Below are 17,152 nucleotides of genomic sequence, written 5' to 3'. Positions count from 1 at the left end.
CGGGCAGCTGCGGCCAGACCTGGGCAGGCGCGGACCGCTGCGGGCAGACAGGGGCACCGTGCCCCCGAGCGGCGCCGACCGCAGCCGACCAGCGCCGACCGCAGCCGACCGGTGCGAGCGGGTCAGTCCGCGTCGGCCAGGAGCGCCTGGATGCGCCCGACGCCCTCGGCGAGGTCGTCGTCGCCGAGCGCGTACGACAGGCGCAGGAACCCGCTGGGCCCGAACGCCTCACCGGGCACGACCGCGACCTCGGCCTGCTCGAGGATCAGGGCCGCGAGCTCGGCGGACGTGGTCGGGGTGACGCCGCGGATCGTGCGGCCGAGCACGCCCTCGACCGAGGGGTAGGCGTAGAACGCCCCCTTCGGGACGGGGATCCGCACGCCGTCGATCTGCCCGAGCATCTCGACCATGGTCCGGCGACGGCGGTCGAACGCCTCGCGCATCGCGTGCGCCGCGGACAGGTCGCCCGTGAGCGCCGCGACGGCTGCGCGCTGCGACACGTTCGCGACGTTCGACGTGAGGTGCGACTGCAGGTTGGTCGCGGCCTTGATGACGTCGGCCGGCCCGATCATCCAACCGACCCGCCAGCCCGTCATCGCGTAGGTCTTGGCGACACCGTTGAGCACGATCGTCGTGTCGGCGAGCTCGGGGACCGCGCGCACGATCGGCGTGAACTGCGCGTCGTCGTACACGAGGTGCTCGTAGATCTCGTCGGTCAGGACCCAGATGCCGTGCTCGAGCGCCCAGCGCCCGATCTCCGCGGTCTGCTCGGGGGAGTACACCGCGCCGGTCGGGTTCGAGGGCGAGCAGAACAGCAGGACCTTGGTGCGCTCGGTGCGCGCGGCCTCGAGCTGCTCGACCGTCACGAGGTACTCCTGGTCGGCGCCCGCGAACACCTCGACCGGCACCCCGCCCGCGAGCCGGACGGCCTCGGGGTACGTCGTCCAGTACGGCGCGGGCAGCAGGACCTCGTCGCCCGGGTCGACGACGGTCGCGAACGCCTGGTAGACGGCCTGCTTGCCGCCGTTGGTCACGAGCACAGCGGACGCGTCGACCTCGTAGCCCGAGTCCCGCAGCGTCTTCGCGGCGATCGCCTCACGCAGCGCGGGCAGGCCGGCGGCGGGCGTGTAGCGGTGGTTGACCGGGTCGTGCGCGGCGGCGACGGCGGCCTCGACGATGTAGTCGGGCGTCGGGAAGTCCGGCTCGCCCGCGCCGAACCCGATGACCGGGCGCCCGGCGGCCTTGAGCGCCTTCGCCTTCGCGTCGACCGCGAGCGTCGCGGACGGGGCGATGGCGGCGATGCGCGCGGAGACGCGCGAGCGGGCGGACGCGGGCTGGGCGGGTGTGTGCTGGCTCACAGCGCCATCTTGGCAGACGCCGGCAACCGGGTCGCCGGGTGTCCCGACCACCGGTCCGGGCCCCTGGGGGGCCGGGCTGGGGGTGGGGCGCGCCGCCCGTGGCGGTCCTGGCGACCGGTGCGCCGCGGGCCGTCGACGCCGGGGCGACTCCGGGCCGACGCCGGTGGGCGCCGGGTCGGCTCCGCGCCGACGTCGCGCCCACGTCGCGCCCACGTCGCGCCCCCGCCGCGCCCCGGTCGCGCAGACGTTGCGCCCCCGTCGCGCAGGCCTCGCGCAGACGCGTCGATCCCGCCGGGTTCGACCCTGCGGCGTGCGTCGCGTACAGTGGTTCCCCGGCGGTTGACGTCCGCCATGATGAGCCGTGCCCACGAGTGGTCCGTCAGGTCCGCTGCGCGCAGGTGCTCGTCGTGGCGACGGAGAACGCCGTAGGGCAGTGGCGCAATTGGTAGCGCACCGGTCTCCAAAACCGGCGGTTGCGAGTTCGAGTCTCGCCTGCCCTGCGCATGGTCACGGTCCGGCGCCCAGCTGGGTCCGGCGAAGCGACGGTCCGGCGCTGCACCTCACGGGCGTCGGTGCCACACGACACACGTAGGGGACAGCTGTGAGCGAATCCGCACCGGCAGCGGCGTCCGGCGCCGAGGGCTCGGCGCCGCGCACCGAGCGCCCGAAGCCCGCGAGCACCGAGACCGCCCGTCGGGGCTTCGTCGCCCGCGTCGCGCTGTTCTTCCGCCAGGTCGTCGCCGAGCTCAAGAAGGTCGTGCGCCCGACACGCTCGGAGCTCGTGACCTACACGGGTGTCGTGCTCGCGTTCGTCGCCGTCGTCATGGCGTTCGTGACCCTGGTCGACCTCGGGGTCGGCCGCCTGACCTTCTGGGTCTTCGGCGCCTGACCGCAGGCAACCGCACCTCCGGCCCCGCGCCGGAGCACGCCGGCTCCCGCGCGCAGCGCACGCCGGTCCGCACCACAGACAGTCGAGAAAGCAGGTTTCCACGTGACGTACGAGTCGCACGAGTCCGAGCAGGGTGCTGCCGAGACCGAGCTCGAGGACGCCCTGGCGTCGATCTCGGCGGTCGAGGCGCCCGCAGCGGGCACTGCCGACCCCGCGTCCGACGAGGACACCGCCACCACCGGTGCCGCCGACGGCGCCGAGCGCGCTGACGACGAGGACGGCGCCGAGCGCGCTGACGACGAGGACGGCGCCGAGCGCGCTGACGACGAGGACGACGCCGAGCCCGCCGACGAGGACGACGCCGAGCCTGCCGACGAGGCGGACGACGAGCCCGCCGTCGAGGTCGAGGACGAGGAGCCCGACGTCGACGAGGACCCCGTCGCCGCCTTCAAGGCCCAGCTGCGCACGCAGCCCGGTGACTGGTACGTCATCCACTCCTACGCGGGCTACGAGAACCGCGTGAAGGCAAACCTCGAGAACCGCACGCAGAGCCTCAACATGGAGGACTACATCCACCAGGTGGAGGTCCCCATGGAGGAGGTGACGGAGATCAAGAACGCGCAGCGCAAGGTCGTGCGCCGCGTGCGGATCCCCGGCTACGTCCTCGTGCGCATGGACCTGACCGACGAGTCGTGGGGTGCCGTGCGGCACACGCCCGGTGTCACCGGGTTCGTCGGGCACACGCACCAGCCCGTCCCGCTGACGCTCGACGAGGTCTTCTCGATGCTCGCGCCGTCGCTCACGCCGGCGGCCCCGAAGGCCGGCACGAAGGCCGCCGCCGCGGAGATCAAGGTCGACTTCACGGTCGGAGAGTCCGTGACCGTCACCGACGGCCCGTTCGACACGCTGCCCGCGACGATCTCCGAGATCAACCCCGAGAGCCAGAAGCTCAAGGTGCTCGTCTCCATCTTCGGCCGGGAGACCCCGGTCGAGCTGTCGTTCGGCCAGGTCGCCAAGATCTGACCGAGCGGCACACGCGCGGGTCCGGCACCGCCGGGCCGCACTGCAACCGGGTCATCGCCCACGGCGTCGGCCCACGACACGAACGGAAGGCATCATGCCCCCCAAGAAGAAGGTCACCGGCCTGATCAAGCTCCAGATCAAGGCCGGCGCGGCCACCCCTGCGCCGCCGATCGGTCCGGCGCTCGGTCAGCACGGCGTCAACATCATGGAGTTCTGCAAGGCGTACAACGCGGCGACCGAGTCGCAGCGTGGTGACGTGGTCCCCGTCGAGATCACCGTCTACGAGGACCGCTCCTTCACCTTCATCACGAAGACCCCGCCGGCCGCGGAGCTCATCAAGAAGGCCGCCGGCGTCGCCAAGGGCTCGCCGACCCCGCACACCGTCAAGGTCGCGACCCTGACGGCCGCGCAGGTCACCGAGATCGCCCAGACGAAGCTCGTCGACCTCAACGCGAACGACGTGGCCGCCGCCGAGAAGATCATCGCCGGCACCGCCCGCTCCATGGGCATCAAGGTCGAGGGCTGACCTCGACCCACCCCGGCCCCCGGGCCGGAGCAGCACCACCCCGAAGCACCACCCGAGAAGTGCCAGTGGCAGGGCCCTGTGCGGCCCGACGACCACGACTGCCAGTCAAGGAGAGCAGATGAGCAAGCACAGCAAGGCGTACCGCGCCGCAGCCGAGAAGATCGAGGCCGGCCGCCTCTACGCCCCGCTCGAGGCCGTGCGCCTCGCGCAGGCGACCGCGTCCACCAAGTACGACTCGACCGTCGAGGTCGCGTTCCGTCTCGGTGTCGACCCCCGCAAGGCGGACCAGATGGTCCGCGGCACCGTCAACCTGCCGCACGGCACGGGCAAGACGGCCCGCGTCATCGTGTTCGCGACGGGCGAGCGCGCCGAGCAGGCCCGCGCCGCGGGTGCCGACGAGGTCGGTGGCGACGAGCTGATCGAGAAGGTCGCGGCCGGGTACACCGACTTCGACTCCGCGGTCGCGACGCCGGACCTCATGGGCAAGGTCGGTCGACTGGGCAAGGTCCTGGGCCCGCGTGGTCTCATGCCGAACCCGAAGACCGGCACGGTCACGATGGACGTGGCGAAGGCTGTCACCGACATCAAGGGCGGCAAGATCGAGTTCCGTGTCGACAAGCACGCGAACCTGCACTTCATCATCGGCAAGGTCTCGTTCTCCGACGTGCAGCTCGTCGAGAACTACGCGGCTGCGCTCGAGGAGGTCAACCGTCTCAAGCCCGCCTCGTCGAAGGGCCGCTACATCGCGAAGGCGACGTTCTCGACGACGAACGGCCCCGGGATCCTCGTGGACCAGAACCGCACGCGGAACCTGACCGAGGAGGACACCGAGGCCGCCTGACCTCCGTCCCCGCACTGCACGCCCGAGAGCCCGGTCCCCAGCGGACCGGGCTCTCGTGCGTCCGGGCCGCGGCGGGCTGACCTGCTCGCAGACGGTCCTGTCTAGCCGGACGTGGCCGTGCGGGTGACGGTCCTGCCCAGGCAGACGTCGGCGCGCGTGGCGGTCCCGCCCAGCCGGACGCGGATGCACGGGTGGAGGTCGTGACCCGCCGATCCCGCACGCGCGGGTGGCAGACCCTGCTGCGCACCTGGTCCCCCCTGCGGACCGGGTGCGCAGCAGGGTCCGTCCCCGCGCGCGTCTCGTGGAGCCGGACGGCTCAGGTCACCTCGGTGCGAGGAGCGCGAGCGGGCGCGCCCAGAGCCCGGCGACCCAGGCGAGCTCGTCGTCGTCGGGCTCCTGGCCCCGCGCGTCGAGCGCGTCGCTCCACGCGGCAGCCGTCGCCACGGTCCGGGCCACCGCGAGCGAACGGTCGGGCTCGGCGTCACCGCCGTGCACCCGGTACGCGCGCATGAAACCTGCGACGGGGTCGAGGTCCCATGCCGGGTCGAGCGTCGGGGCCAGGTGCACCGCGAGCCAGTCGAGCGCGGTCGCGACATCCCACCGGGCGTCGCCGCGCCCGGCCGCGACGAGGTGGGCGCGCGGTCCGTCGGCAGGTGCCCGGACCCCGACGCGCCGCGGGGCGTGCGCTCGTCGGTCGCCGCGAGCCCGCCGCCAGCCTGGTCTGCCACGGTCGTCGAGGTGCCGCCCGTGGTCGGCGAACCGCCGCCCGCCTGGTGACCGCGCAGGACGACCACGGCGTCGGGACCCGCGTCGTGCACCCACCGGTCCGCCGCCCAGCCCGCGCTCGCCGCGGTGAGCGCGCGCCGGACCCGCGGGTGCTGCCGCACCGCCCACGCGCGCCCGGCGACCGCGTGCGAGCCGTCGCGACGGCGCGCCAGCAGGTCCGGAACGAGCACCCACGGCAGCGGGACGGCGGGTGCCGTGCTCGTCACCGGGGTGCGGTGCAGCGCGACGAGGCTCTCGGCCCAGGCGGCGAGCACGTCGGCGAGCGCCGCCCGGTGCGCGACCGTCGGACCGTCGGCGCGCAGCCCGAGCACGTGCTCCTCGAGCTCCTGGACCAGGTCGACCCTCGCCGCGTGCGGGACGCCCGGGAGCGTGGTCCACCCCCCACCCGTGCCACGGCCTCCACCCGTGACCTCGACGACGGCTGCGACAGCGTCGGCGCAGTGGCCGGGGGAGCGCGGGTCGAGCGTGGTGACTCGTGCGCCGCCCGGTCCGCACGAGGTCGCGTCGTCGACCGGGCGCACCAGGTGCAGGCCCCGTCGGGAGGCGGTGCCACGCGCGCGCCCGCCTCCGGACCGCCCGGTCGTGACCGTCATCCCGCTCAGCGACCCTGCGCGCGGTGGTACCGGGCGGTCAGGTAGCCGGCCCAGAACGCCTCGGCGAGCGCGCGACGCCCGGCGCGCGGCCGGCCCGTCGCCGTCGGGCGCCCGAGTGTGCCCGCGCCGGCTGCCTCCGTGAACGGTTCCGTGAAGGGCTGCCGGGCGTATGCCTCGGTGAACGGCTCCGTGAACGGTTCCGTGAACGGTTCCGTGAAGGGCTGCCGGGCGTATGCCTCGGTGAAGGGCTCCGTGAACGGCTGTCGCCCGTACGCCTCCGTGAACGGCTCCGTGAACGGTTCCGTGAAGGGCTGCCGGGCGTAGGCCTCGGTGAACGGTTCGGTGAAGGGCTGCCCCGCGTACGCCTCGGTGAACGGTTCCGTGAACGGCTCGGTGAACGGCTGCCGCGCGTACGCCTCGGTGAACGGTTCCGTGAAGGGCTCGGTGAACGGTTCGGTGAACGGCTGCGCCCCCGCCCCCGAGCCCGCCACGCGCCCGGCCGGCACAGCGTGCGGGACCCGAGCCGTCGCGCCGTCGGCCCCGGGGCCGACGGCGCCCCTCGTCGCCGCAGCCGGTACCGGCGCCGCGACCGGTCCCCGCGCCCCCGTCGTCCCCGAGGGCACCCGTCCCCGCGCGGCCCCCGACCGCGCCCGGCGCGCACGCTTCGTGACCGACCGCCGCGTGGCGATGTCGACGTCGAGGGCGTCGAGCACCGCGGCGATGGGGTTGGCCAGGCTGAAGCTGCCGTCGTCCTCGCCGGCGAACAGGAGCCCGACGACGCGCCCGCGCTCGTCGACCACGACCGAGCCGGAGTCGCCGCCCGCGGAGAACCGCTCCTCGTCGGGGCTGCGGTCGACCCGGACCTGGTCGCGCAGCGTCACGAGCCCGGTCTCCCCGCCGAAGTCGATCTGCACGGTGAAGTCGACCGATGTGACCGTCCCGTGACGCAGCCCGGTCGTGCGGCCCCGCTTGCGCACCGACTGCCCGACCTTCGCCTTCGCGCGGCCGGTGATCTCCCCGATCCCGAGGACCGCGGGGTACCACCGGGTGCCGCGTGCGAGCAGCACGGCGGCGGCGTCGACGTGCTCGTCGACGACCGCGCGCTGGAGCGTGCCGAACCGGTCGGACGGCACCGCCCCGTCGATGCGCGACGGCTGGACCTGCGGGTCGCCCGCGCGCCAGCCGGTGTCGACGGCGGCGACGTGGAAGTTGGTCAGCGCGAGCGCGCGCCCGGTGCGGCGGTCGGTGACGAGCGCACCGAGCGTCCCGGCGACGAGGTGCGGTGCGGGCGTGCCGGTGGGGGTGGCGCGGCGGCGCACGAGACGCACCGGGCCGATGCTCGCCCCGCCGACCAGGGCGGCGTAGCGGGTCGCGTCCTCGCCGGACGCGGCGTGCTCGGGCGCGTAGGGCACCTCGTGCTGCAGGCGGATCCGGTGCGGGACGACGTCGGTCGGGACCCCGTCGATCGTGGGCGGGATCAGCTCGTCGGCGGGCACCTCGTCGGCGTTCCGCTTGGCCTGCACGTGCACGACGATCGACTGCGTCCCCGTGGGCAGACCACCCGAGTACTTCTCGCCGATGTCGACGGCGACCACGCCGGGTCGGGAGATGAGGTCGTCCTCGGCGAGCCGCTTGACCGGGCGGATCTGCTCGCGGCTCAGCGGGGCCGCCGGCTCCGGGAGCTCGTCGCCGGCGGGCCGGTTCTCGTCTGCAGCCATGGGGTGGGGTCTCCTCGGGGGGTCGAGCGGGCGCGTCGGTGGCGTGCCCGCGGCGGGTGCGCCCGTGAGGAGACCGGTCCCGTCCGCCTGATACGTCCGTCCCGACGACGTTCCCGGGACGTGTATCTGGGGTGGCCGGCGGCGCCCCTCTCCCTCGACTCCGACGGCGCCTGGGCGTCTTGTCGGGGTTGTCCTGGTCGCCCTACTGTGACGGTGGGCGGCCGCCCGACGATTCCCGTGCGAGGGGTCCATGATGAGTGACGACCTGGTCGAGCCGGTCGCTTCCGAGCTCCGGCACCAGGGCGAGAGCCTGGTCGACAAGGCGGCCCACGCGGTCGTCTCCTACCGCGCGGGGGACCGAGCGCCGCTCGCGCAGCTCGTCGAGGTGCTGACCCCCCTGCTGTGGCACACCGTGCGTGCCCAGGGCGCCGAGCACGAGCAGGCCCAGGACGTGGTCCAGGGCGTCTGGCTCGCGCTGATCCGCGACATCGACTCGATCCGGGACCCCCGGGCTACGCTGCAGTGGATGCTGGTGACGGCGAAGCGGGCGGCGTGGCGTGCGGTGCGCAAGTCGCGCGACGACCTCGCCCACGCCGAGCTCGACGAGCACGCGACCGACTGGCTCGCGGCCCCCACGGAGGACCGACCCGACGTCGTCGCGGTCCGCGACGAGCAGGACCGCATCCTGTGGGACCACGTGCGTGCCCTGCCCGACCGCTGCCGGTCGCTGCTGGGGCTGGTCGCGCTGGTCGACCGGCCCGACTACGCGGTGGTGTCCCGCTCGCTCGGGATGCCGGTCGGCAGCATCGGCCCGACGCGGGGCCGCTGCCTCGCGAAGCTCCGGCTCGCGCTCGTCGCGGACCCCGCGTGGGGTGCCCGGTGACCGCGGACGACCGGGCCGTCGCCCGGTACGCGACGGAGGCCATGGACGGCGGTGACCTCCAGGTCCTGCGTCGCCTCGCCGTGATCGTCGACCGGGTCGACCCGGTGCCCGCCGGGCTGGTCGACCGCATCGGGCTCGCCCTCACGATCGACGCGCTGCACACCGAGATGGCGGAGCTGCGCATGATCGGCACCCCCGAGCTCGCCCTCCGGTCCGACGAGGCGAGCATCGAGGCCGTGACGATCACGTTCACCACGGACGTGCTCACGGTGATGATCACGGTCCACGCCGAGGCGGACCGCGTGCGCGTCGACGGCTGGGCGGCGCCCGCAGGGGAGCTCGCCGTCGAGCTGCACCAGGGCGGCCGGATCGAGCGGGTCACGTCGGACGCGGACGGGCGGTTCTCCTTCTCGGACCTCGGTCGCGGCCCGGCCCGGCTCGTGCTGCGCCGGCCGGAGCAGCCGGACGTCCCCGTCGTCACGCCGCAGATCGAGCTCTAGCGGACGATGCCCCCGCCCGACGGCCCGCGCACCGCGCCGGTCGCGCTGAGCAGCCTGGCCGACGCCGTCGACCGCGCGGTCGCGGAGAACGCCGACGGTCAGCCGGCCCGCGCGGCCCGGCGGCTGCGCCCGGTCCTGCGGGCGCTCGACGACCTCCCGGGAGGGACGGACGTCGAGCGCCTGCGGTCGCGCGCGGCGATCGAGCTCGTCAAGAGCGACTTCGAGCTGCGCGGGGACGTCGGCGCGCAGCTCGCACGGCTCGGGCAGCTCGCGGCGGACACCGACGGCGTGCGCGCGGCATGGCCGGGGCGTGGACCGGCGCTCGCGGGCCTGCGGGGGCTGCTGTACCTGCGCGCGGGGCGCATCGAGGACTCGTTGCGCGAGCTCGACGCGGCGGTCAGGACCATCGAGGCTGCCGACCCGATCGACGCGTGCCGGGCGCTGCTCAACCGCGGCGTGCTGCACATGGACCGCGGGGACCTCGAGCTCGCGCGCACCGACCTCGCCGAGTGCGCACGGCGGGCCGCGGACGCGGGGTTCCCGCGGCTCGTGTTCAAGGCGCAGCACAACCTCGGGTACCTGGAGTTCCTCGCGGGGCGGCTGCCGCTCGCGCTGGAGCGCATGGAGGCCGCGGCGCGCATGCTGCCGGGCCCGGCGCGGGCGATCGCGCTGCTGGACCGGGCCCGGGTGCTCCTCGAGGCGGGCCTGGTCGCGGTCGCGGACTCGACGCTCGCCGAGGCCGCCGAGATCTTCGCGGCCGACCGGCTGCCGCACGACCTCGCCGAGGTCGAGCTCGCGCGCGCCGAGTGCGCGATGCTGCGCGGAGACGTCGAGCAGGCCCGGGCGTTCGCGGCGTCGGCGCGCCGCCGGTTCGCGCGGCGCGGTGACGAGGCGTGGGTCCTGCGCGCGACCCTGCTGGGGCTGCAGGTGGAGACGGCGGCGCTCGAGGCGCGGCCCGACGAGCTCCCGGTCGTCGACGCGGCGGCCCGGCGCGCGTGGGCGTCGGTGTCGGGGCGTGCGTCGCGCCTCGCGGAGCAGTGCCGGCGCTCGGGTCGGCCGGTGTGGGCGTACGCCGCGTCGCTCGTCGCGCTCGAGGCGGACCTCGCCCGGGGTGTGCTCGCGGACCCGGCGGCCTGCCTCACGGCGCTGGGCCCGGTCGCGGCCGGCGACCCGATCTCGGTGCGGCTGCACGGCCGCCGCGTCCGGGCGCTGCTCGCGCTCGCGGCCCAGGACCCGGCGCGCGCCGGCCGGCACGTCCGCGAGGGCCAGCGTGACCTGGGCGTGCACCGGTCCCGGTTCGGGTCGCTCGACCTGCGCACGGCCGGCGCCGTGCACGGCACCCAGCTCGCACGGATGGACCTCGACCTCGCGCTGGCGTCCGGCCAGCCCGGCGCGCTCCTCGACGCGGCGGAGCGCACGCGCGCCGTCGTCGGCGGGACGCAGCGGGTCAACCCGCCGAGCGACCCGGACTCCGCGGCGCTGCTCGCGGAGCTCCGCCAGCTCATCGACGGTGCCCGGGAGGTCATGACGCGGCCCGCGACGGACCGGGAGCGCACGCGCGTGCGCCGCGAGGGGCTGCGCCTCAAGCAGGCGATCCTGGCCCGCTCGTGGCACCGGTCCGGCGACGTGGGGGAGGACCGGGTCGGCACGGTGCGCCAGGTCCGCGCGGCGCTCCGCGCCCGGCCGGGCACGACGGTGCTGGACGTGCTCGAGCACCGCGGCGAGCTGCTCGCCGTGCGGGTCCAGGGCGAGCACGTCGGGCTGCAGCTCCTGGGTGACGCCGGGCGGGCGCGCGAGCAGACCCGTCGGGTGCACGCCGACCTCGAGGTCGTGTCGAACCCGCTGGTGCCGCAGGAGCTGCGCGCGGCGGCGGGCCGCTCGCTCGGGCGGGGCCTGGACGACCTCGGCGTGATGCTCGACCCGGCGACGCGCACCCCGGAGCGACTCGTCGTCGTCGCGAGCGGCTGGCTCGGCCTGCTGCCCTGGTCGCTGCTCGGCGCGCGGCGCGGCCTGGCGACGGTCGTGGCCCCCTCGGTGCACCACTGGCTCACGTACGCGGGCTCCGCGTCGGTCGCACCGCTCGCGGTCAGCGCCGTGGCGGGGCCCGGGCTGCGGCACTCGGCGACCGAGGCCGAGGAGGTGGCGCGGCTGTGGTCCGGGTCGACGGTCCTGACGGGGGAGGACGCGACGTGCGCCGAGACGATCCGGCTGCTCGCGAGCCCCGGGGTGGTGCACCTCGCGGCCCACGGGCGCCACGAGCCCGACAACCCGCTCTTCTCGTCGGTCCGGCTCGCGGACGGGCCGCTGTTCGCGCACGAGCTCGACGCGGGCGGCTCGGCCCCACAGCTCGTGGTGCTCTCGTGCTGCGAGGTGGGCCGGTCGAGCGTGCGCCCCGGCGGTGAGGCGCTGGGCCTCGCGAGCGTGCTGCTGCGCGCGGGTGTCGGGTGCGTCGTCGCCGCGATCGCGCCGCTGCCGGACGAGACGGCGCTGCGCGTGATGACCCGGCTGCACGGGCTCCTGCGGGCGGGGGTGCCCGTGGCGGACGCGCTCGCGGTCGCCACGAGCGAGGGCAGTGCCGCGGACGGCACGCTGGTCCCGCTGGTCTGCCTCGGCGCCCCGGTCTGACGCCCGCGCGCGTTTGCCTCGTGCCGCGGTCCCCGAGACGCGCCGCGGTCGGTCGTGGTCCGCGGGGCCCGCGGACCCGGTTTGGTCCCACGCCGCGCGTGACGTATCGTGGTCCCGCCCAAGACCGCAGGTCGTCGGCTCCCGGTTTCACCCGAGCACTGCTCGGCGCCCGGAGGCCGCCCGAAGTTCCGCAGCAGCGGAGGCCAGCGCAGGTGAGAGTTCCCGTACGGACGGTGCCCCGTGGCGCGTGTCCCGATGAGAGCCCCGCGCCTGCGCGGGGCTCTTTTGCTGTCCGGGGCCCGGGGTCCCAGACCGGCGGCACCACCATCGGAAGGATTGCCATGGCGAGGCCGGACAAGGCAGCCGCAGTCGCCGAGCTCACGGACCAGTTCCGCGACTCGAACGCTGCCGTGCTGACCGAGTACCGCGGGCTCACCGTCGCCCAGCTCAAGCAGCTGCGGCGCGCGCTCAGCGGCAACGCAACCTACGCCGTGGTGAAGAACACGCTGACCGCCATCGCGGCCAAGCAGGCAGGCGTCGAGGTTCCTGACGCCAGCCTCGCCGGGCCCTCGGCCATCGCCTTCGTGACCGGTGACCCGGTCGAGGCTGCCAAGGGTCTGCGTGACTTCGCCAAGGCGAACCCTGCACTGGTCATCAAGGGCGGTGTCCTCGACGGACGCGCCCTGACCGCTGCGGAGGTCACCAAGCTCGCGGACCTCGAGTCCCGTGAGGTCCTGCTGGCCAAGACGGCCGGCGTGCTCAAGGCGTCGCTGTTCAAGGCGGCGTACCTGTTCACCGCGCCCTCGGCCCAGGCCGTGCGCACCGTCGAGGCCCTGCGCGTCAAGCGCGAGGAGTCGGCTGACGCTGCCGCCTGAGCCACCCGGCTCACGCGCTCCCCACCCCTGCCCCGCGACGGTCTGACCGGACCTGCGGGCACCGTACGGAAGGACACGCCATCATGGCGAAGCTCACCACCGACGAGCTCATCGACGCGTTCAAGGAGCTCACGCTCATCGAGCTCTCCGAGTTCGTGAAGGCCTTCGAGGAGGTCTTCGAGGTCACCGCCGCCGCGCCCGTCGCGGTTGCCGCTGCCGGCGGCGGCGCGGCCGCCGAGGTCGAGGAGGTCGAGGAGAAGTCGGAGTTCGACGTCGTCCTCGAGGCTGCCGGCGACAAGAAGATCCAGGTCATCAAGGAGGTGCGCGCCCTCACGAGCCTGGGCCTCAAGGAGGCCAAGGACCTCGTCGACGCCGCCCCCAAGGCCGTGCTCGAGGGTGTCAGCAAGGAGGCGGCCGACAAGGCTGTCGCCGCGCTCGAGGGCGCGGGCGCGACCGTCACCGTCAAGTGACCCGCCCGCCCGGGTGCTGAGCGCTGCGCGCTGAGCCCAGCCCGGGCGTCTCCTGCGCACGAGGAGAGCTCTGCACCGCAGGCCGAGGCCCGCACCCCGAGGGGTGCGGGCCTCGGTCCGTCCGGGCCCGGGTGACCGGGGTCGACGGCGCCGGGTGCGCGTCCGGCGGAGGAGTCGAGCGGCGTCCACCGGACGAGTGGTGCGCGCGCGTCCGTGGTGTGCCACCATGGGCGCCGACGGCGTTCGCCGCACCTCCCCGGGCCGGGGTCCTTCGCCCGGGTCGAGAGCGGTCGGGCGTGGCCGTCTGGACAGGCGTGCGCCCGTCGGCTACGCTAGCGCTTTGCGCTGGCCTGTGCCCGCGATCCCGTATAACCCGAGCCTGTCGACTTCGTCGTGCGCGACGTCGACCGGGCTCGCGGCCGGGGGACCGCGACCCGCCGGGCCCTGCGCAGCGTGAACTCGATCCGCAGGGAAGGACCCCTCTTGGCTGCCTCGCGCACCCCTTCTGCACCGTCCGCCGACGCCATCGCGAACCGCACCGCATCCCGTCGCATCAGCTTTGCGAAGATCCACGAGCCGCTCGAGGTCCCCGACCTCCTGGGCCTCCAGACCGAGAACTTCGACTGGCTCCTCGGCAACGAGAAGTGGCAGGCCCGCGTGGCCGCCGCGCTCGAGGCCGGCCGTCAGGACGTCCCGGAGACCGCAGGCCTCGAGGAGATCTTCGAGGAGATCTCCCCGATCGAGGACTTCGGCGGCTCGATGTCGCTGTCCTTCCGCGAGCACCGCTTCGAGCCGGCAAAGTACACGGCCGAGGAGTGCAAGGAGAAGGACTTCACCTACGCGGCCCCGCTGTTCGTCACGGCCGAGTTCGTCAACTACACCACCGGTGAGATCAAGAGCCAGACCGTGTTCATGGGCGACTTCCCGCTCATGACCGAGCGCGGCACGTTCATCATCAACGGCACCGAGCGCGTCGTCGTCTCCCAGCTCGTCCGCTCCCCGGGCGTCTACTTCGAGCGCACGGCCGACAAGACGTCCGACAAGGACGTCTTCACCGCCAAGATCATCCCGAGCCGTGGCGCGTGGCTCGAGTTCGAGATCGACAAGCGCGACAACGTCGGCGTCCGCGTCGACCGCAAGCGCAAGCAGAACGCCACGGTGCTGCTCAAGGCGCTCGGCATGACGGAGTCGGAGATCCGCGAGGAGTTCGCGCAGTTCCCCGCCGTCATCGACACCCTCGAGAAGGACCACGTCTCGACCGAGGACGAGGCCCTGCTCGACCTGTACCGCAAGATCCGCCCGGGCGAGCCGCCCACGGTCGAGGCCGGCCGCGCGCTCATCGAGAACTTCTACTTCAACCCGAAGCGCTACGACCTCGCGAAGGTCGGCCGCTACAAGGTCAACAAGAAGCTCGGCATCGACGTGCCCCTGGGCGACTCGGTGCTGTCCACGGCGGACATCGTCGCGACGATCAAGTACCTCGCCGCGCTGCACGCCGACGTCGCGACGATCAACGGCCAGCGCGCCGGCGAGCCCGTCGACGTCCGCGTCGAGACCGATGACATCGACCACTTCGGCAACCGTCGCATCCGCGCGGTCGGCGAGCTCATCCAGAACCAGGTCCGCACGGGCCTGTCGCGGATGGAGCGCGTCGTGCGCGAGCGCATGACGACGCAGGACGTCGAGGCGATCACGCCGCAGACCCTGATCAACATCCGCCCGGTCGTGGCGTCGATCAAGGAGTTCTTCGGCACGTCGCAGCTCTCGCAGTTCATGGACCAGAACAACCCGCTCGCGGGCCTGACGCACAAGCGGCGTCTGTCGGCCCTCGGCCCGGGTGGTCTGTCCCGTGACCGCGCCGGCATGGAGGTCCGTGACGTCCACCCGTCGCACTACGGCCGCATGTGCCCGATCGAGACCCCTGAGGGCCCGAACATCGGCCTGATCGGCTCGCTCGCGACGTACGGGCGGATCAACCCGTTCGGCTTCGTCGAGACGCCCTACCGCGAGGTCATCAACGGCAAGGTCACCGACGAGGTGCACTACCTCACGGCCGACGACGAGGACCGCTACGTCATCGCGCAGGCCAACGCGCCGCTCAAGGCGAGCGGTGCGTTCGCGGAGGACCGTGTCCTGGTCCGCACCAAGGGCGGCGAGGTCGAGATCGTCCCCGGCGCGCAGGTCGACTACATGGACATCTCGCCGCGCCAGATGGTGTCGGTCGCGACGGCCCTGATCCCGTTCCTCGAGCACGACGACGCCAACCGTGCCCTCATGGGCGCGAACATGCAGCGCCAGGCCGTGCCGCTCGTGCGCTCCGAGGCCCCGCTCGTCGGGACCGGCATGGAGCGTCGTGCCGCGGTCGACGCAGGTGACGTCATCGTCGCGACGAAGGCCGGTGTCGTCACCGAGGTGTCGGCCGACCTGATCACGGTCGCCAACGACGACGCGACGACGTCGACCTACCGGGTCGCGAAGTTCCGCCGCTCGAACCAGGGCACGAGCTACAACCAGCGCGTGCTCGTCGACCACGGTGCGCGCGTCGAGCCCGGCTCGGTGCTCGCGGACGGCCCGGCGACGGACGAGGGCGAGCTCGCGCTCGGCCGGAACCTGCTCGTCGCGTTCATGTCGTGGGAGGGCCACAACTACGAGGACGCGATCATCCTCAGCCAGCGTCTCGTGCAGGACGACGTGCTCTCCTCGATCCACATCGAGGAGCACGAGGTCGACGCGCGCGACACGAAGCTGGGCCCCGAGGAGATCACGCGCGACATCCCGAACGTCTCGGAGGAGGTCCTCGCGGACCTCGACGAGCGCGGGATCATCCGCATCGGCGCCGAGGTCGGCGCGGGCGACATCCTCGTCGGCAAGGTCACGCCCAAGGGCGAGACGGAGCTGACGCCGGAGGAGCGCCTGCTGCGCGCGATCTTCGGCGAGAAGGCCCGCGAGGTCCGCGACACGTCGCTCAAGGTCCCGCACGGCGAGTCCGGCACGGTCATCGAGGTCCGCACGTTCAACCGTGAGGACGGCGACGAGCTGCCCGCCGGCGTCAACGAGCTGGTCCGCGTCTACATCGCCCAGCGCCGCAAGATCACGGACGGCGACAAGCTCGCCGGCCGCCACGGCAACAAGGGCGTCATCTCGAAGATCCTTCCCGTCGAGGACATGCCGTTCCTCCCGGACGGCACCGCGGTCGACGTGGTCCTCAACCCGCTGGGTGTCCCGGGCCGCATGAACGTCGGCCAGGTCCTCGAGACGCACCTCGGGTGGGTCGCGAAGCAGGGCTGGGACATCGAGATCGCCGCGGGCGACGACCTGTCGTGGCGCGAGGGCGTCCCGGCGATCGCCGCGAGCTCCCCGGCCGGCAACCCGGTCGCCACCCCGGTGTTCGACGGTGTCCCGGAGCAGACCCTGACGGGCCTGCTGTCCTCGACGCTGCCGAACCGTGACGGCGAGCGCATGGTCGACGGCACCGGCAAGGCCCGGCTGTTCGACGGCCGCTCGGGCGAGCCGTTCCCGGAGCCGGTCGCGGTCGGCTACATGTACATCCTCAAGCTGCACCACCTGGTCGACGACAAGATCCACGCCCGCTCGACCGGCCCGTACTCGATGATCACGCAGCAGCCGCTGGGTGGTAAGGCGCAGTTCGGCGGTCAGCGGTTCGGCGAGATGGAGGTCTGGGCCCTCGAGGCGTACGGCGCTGCCTACACGCTGCAGGAGCTCCTGACCATCAAGTCGGACGACGTCCCCGGGCGCGTCAAGGTGTACGAGGCCATCGTCAAGGGTGAGAACATCCCCGACTCGGGCATCCCGGAGTCGTTCAAGGTGCTCCTCAAGGAGATGCAGTCGCTCTGCCTGAACGTCGAGGTGCTGTCCTCGGACGGCGTCTCGATCGACATGAAGGAGAACGACGACGAGGTCTACCGCGCCGCGGAAGAGCTCGGCATCGACCTGTCGCGCCGCCCGAACGCCAGCAGCATCGAAGAGATCTGACGCCGAGCCGGCCGGGCGTGCACGACGCGCGCCCGGCCCGGCCGACACCACCGCCACACCCTCCATCCGCCG

At 73.6% G+C, this 17,152-nt stretch carries 13 protein-coding genes and 1 tRNA gene; 11 read left to right on the top strand and 3 right to left on the bottom strand.

Going from position 1 to position 17,152, the window contains the following annotated elements:
• Positions 1 to 122: 122 nt before the first annotated feature.
• The gene (locus ACWFNE_RS05465; protein WP_452121424.1) at positions 123 to 1,358 is read right to left on the bottom strand and encodes a pyridoxal phosphate-dependent aminotransferase; all 1,236 of its coding nucleotides are present in this window, start codon (positions 1,356 to 1,358) and stop codon (positions 123 to 125) included.
• 427 nt (positions 1,359 to 1,785) lie between these two features.
• Here ACWFNE_RS05465 and ACWFNE_RS05460 point away from each other — a divergent pair.
• From ACWFNE_RS05460 to rplA, 5 genes are all read left to right on the top strand, one after another.
• Positions 1,786 to 1,858 (top strand) — tRNA-Trp (locus tag ACWFNE_RS05460).
• 101 nt (positions 1,859 to 1,959) lie between these two features.
• The gene (gene secE, locus ACWFNE_RS05455) at positions 1,960 to 2,247 is read left to right on the top strand and encodes a preprotein translocase subunit SecE (RefSeq protein WP_034634949.1); all 288 of its coding nucleotides are present in this window, start codon (positions 1,960 to 1,962) and stop codon (positions 2,245 to 2,247) included.
• 102 nt (positions 2,248 to 2,349) lie between these two features.
• Positions 2,350 to 3,270, top strand: coding sequence for a transcription termination/antitermination protein NusG (nusG, locus tag ACWFNE_RS05450; protein ID WP_452121423.1), 921 nt, complete (start codon positions 2,350 to 2,352; stop codon positions 3,268 to 3,270).
• Between the two features lie 94 nt (positions 3,271 to 3,364).
• Positions 3,365 to 3,796, top strand: coding sequence for a 50S ribosomal protein L11 (gene rplK / locus ACWFNE_RS05445; RefSeq protein WP_034634943.1), 432 nt, complete (start codon positions 3,365 to 3,367; stop codon positions 3,794 to 3,796).
• A 118-nt stretch (positions 3,797 to 3,914) separates the two neighbouring features.
• Entirely contained in the window at positions 3,915 to 4,637 is a 723-nt protein-coding gene (gene rplA / locus ACWFNE_RS05440; protein ID WP_452121422.1) for a 50S ribosomal protein L1, read from the top strand.
• Positions 4,638 to 4,958: 321 nt separating this feature from the next.
• On the opposite strand, the gene ACWFNE_RS05435 is transcribed toward rplA, so the two are convergent.
• Both ACWFNE_RS05435 and ACWFNE_RS05430 read right to left on the bottom strand, forming a co-directional pair.
• Positions 4,959 to 5,204 carry a hypothetical protein gene (locus ACWFNE_RS05435; protein ID WP_452121421.1) on the bottom strand — a complete coding sequence of 82 codons (246 nt, stop codon included), beginning with the start codon at positions 5,202 to 5,204 and terminating at the stop codon, positions 4,959 to 4,961.
• 817 nt (positions 5,205 to 6,021) lie between these two features.
• A complete protein-coding gene (locus ACWFNE_RS05430; RefSeq protein WP_452121420.1) occupies positions 6,022 to 7,734 on the bottom strand; it encodes a peptidase S32 in 1,713 nt (570 codons plus the stop codon).
• 253 nt (positions 7,735 to 7,987) lie between these two features.
• On the opposite strand from ACWFNE_RS05430, the gene ACWFNE_RS05425 reads away from it, so the two are divergent.
• The 6 genes from ACWFNE_RS05425 (at position 7,988) to rpoB (ending at position 17,080) form a co-directional block, all read left to right on the top strand.
• Complete coding sequence (locus tag ACWFNE_RS05425) at positions 7,988 to 8,617, top strand: RNA polymerase sigma factor (RefSeq protein ID WP_452121419.1); 630 nt, start codon at positions 7,988 to 7,990, stop codon at positions 8,615 to 8,617.
• Positions 8,614 to 9,117, top strand: coding sequence for a carboxypeptidase regulatory-like domain-containing protein (locus tag ACWFNE_RS05420; protein ID WP_452121418.1), 504 nt, complete (start codon positions 8,614 to 8,616; stop codon positions 9,115 to 9,117). The genes ACWFNE_RS05425 and ACWFNE_RS05420 overlap by 4 nt, the downstream gene beginning before the upstream one ends.
• A gap of 6 nt (positions 9,118 to 9,123) precedes the next feature.
• Positions 9,124 to 11,742, top strand: a complete 2,619-nt coding sequence (locus ACWFNE_RS05415; protein WP_452121417.1) for a CHAT domain-containing protein — start codon at positions 9,124 to 9,126, stop codon at positions 11,740 to 11,742.
• 341 nt (positions 11,743 to 12,083) lie between these two features.
• On the top strand, positions 12,084 to 12,617 hold the full coding sequence (rplJ, locus tag ACWFNE_RS05410) for a 50S ribosomal protein L10 (RefSeq protein WP_452121416.1): 534 nt from the start codon (positions 12,084 to 12,086) through the stop codon (positions 12,615 to 12,617).
• Between the two features lie 83 nt (positions 12,618 to 12,700).
• On the top strand, positions 12,701 to 13,087 hold the full coding sequence (gene rplL / locus ACWFNE_RS05405) for a 50S ribosomal protein L7/L12 (protein ID WP_141371860.1): 387 nt from the start codon (positions 12,701 to 12,703) through the stop codon (positions 13,085 to 13,087).
• A 483-nt stretch (positions 13,088 to 13,570) separates the two neighbouring features.
• Positions 13,571 to 17,080, top strand: a complete 3,510-nt coding sequence (gene rpoB, locus ACWFNE_RS05400) for a DNA-directed RNA polymerase subunit beta (RefSeq protein ID WP_452121415.1) — start codon at positions 13,571 to 13,573, stop codon at positions 17,078 to 17,080.
• Positions 17,081 to 17,152: the final 72 nt, after the last annotated feature.

The sequence above is a fragment of the Cellulomonas sp. NPDC055163 genome, from assembly GCF_053607065.1.
This window is presented reverse-complemented; position numbering and strand designations above follow the sequence as displayed.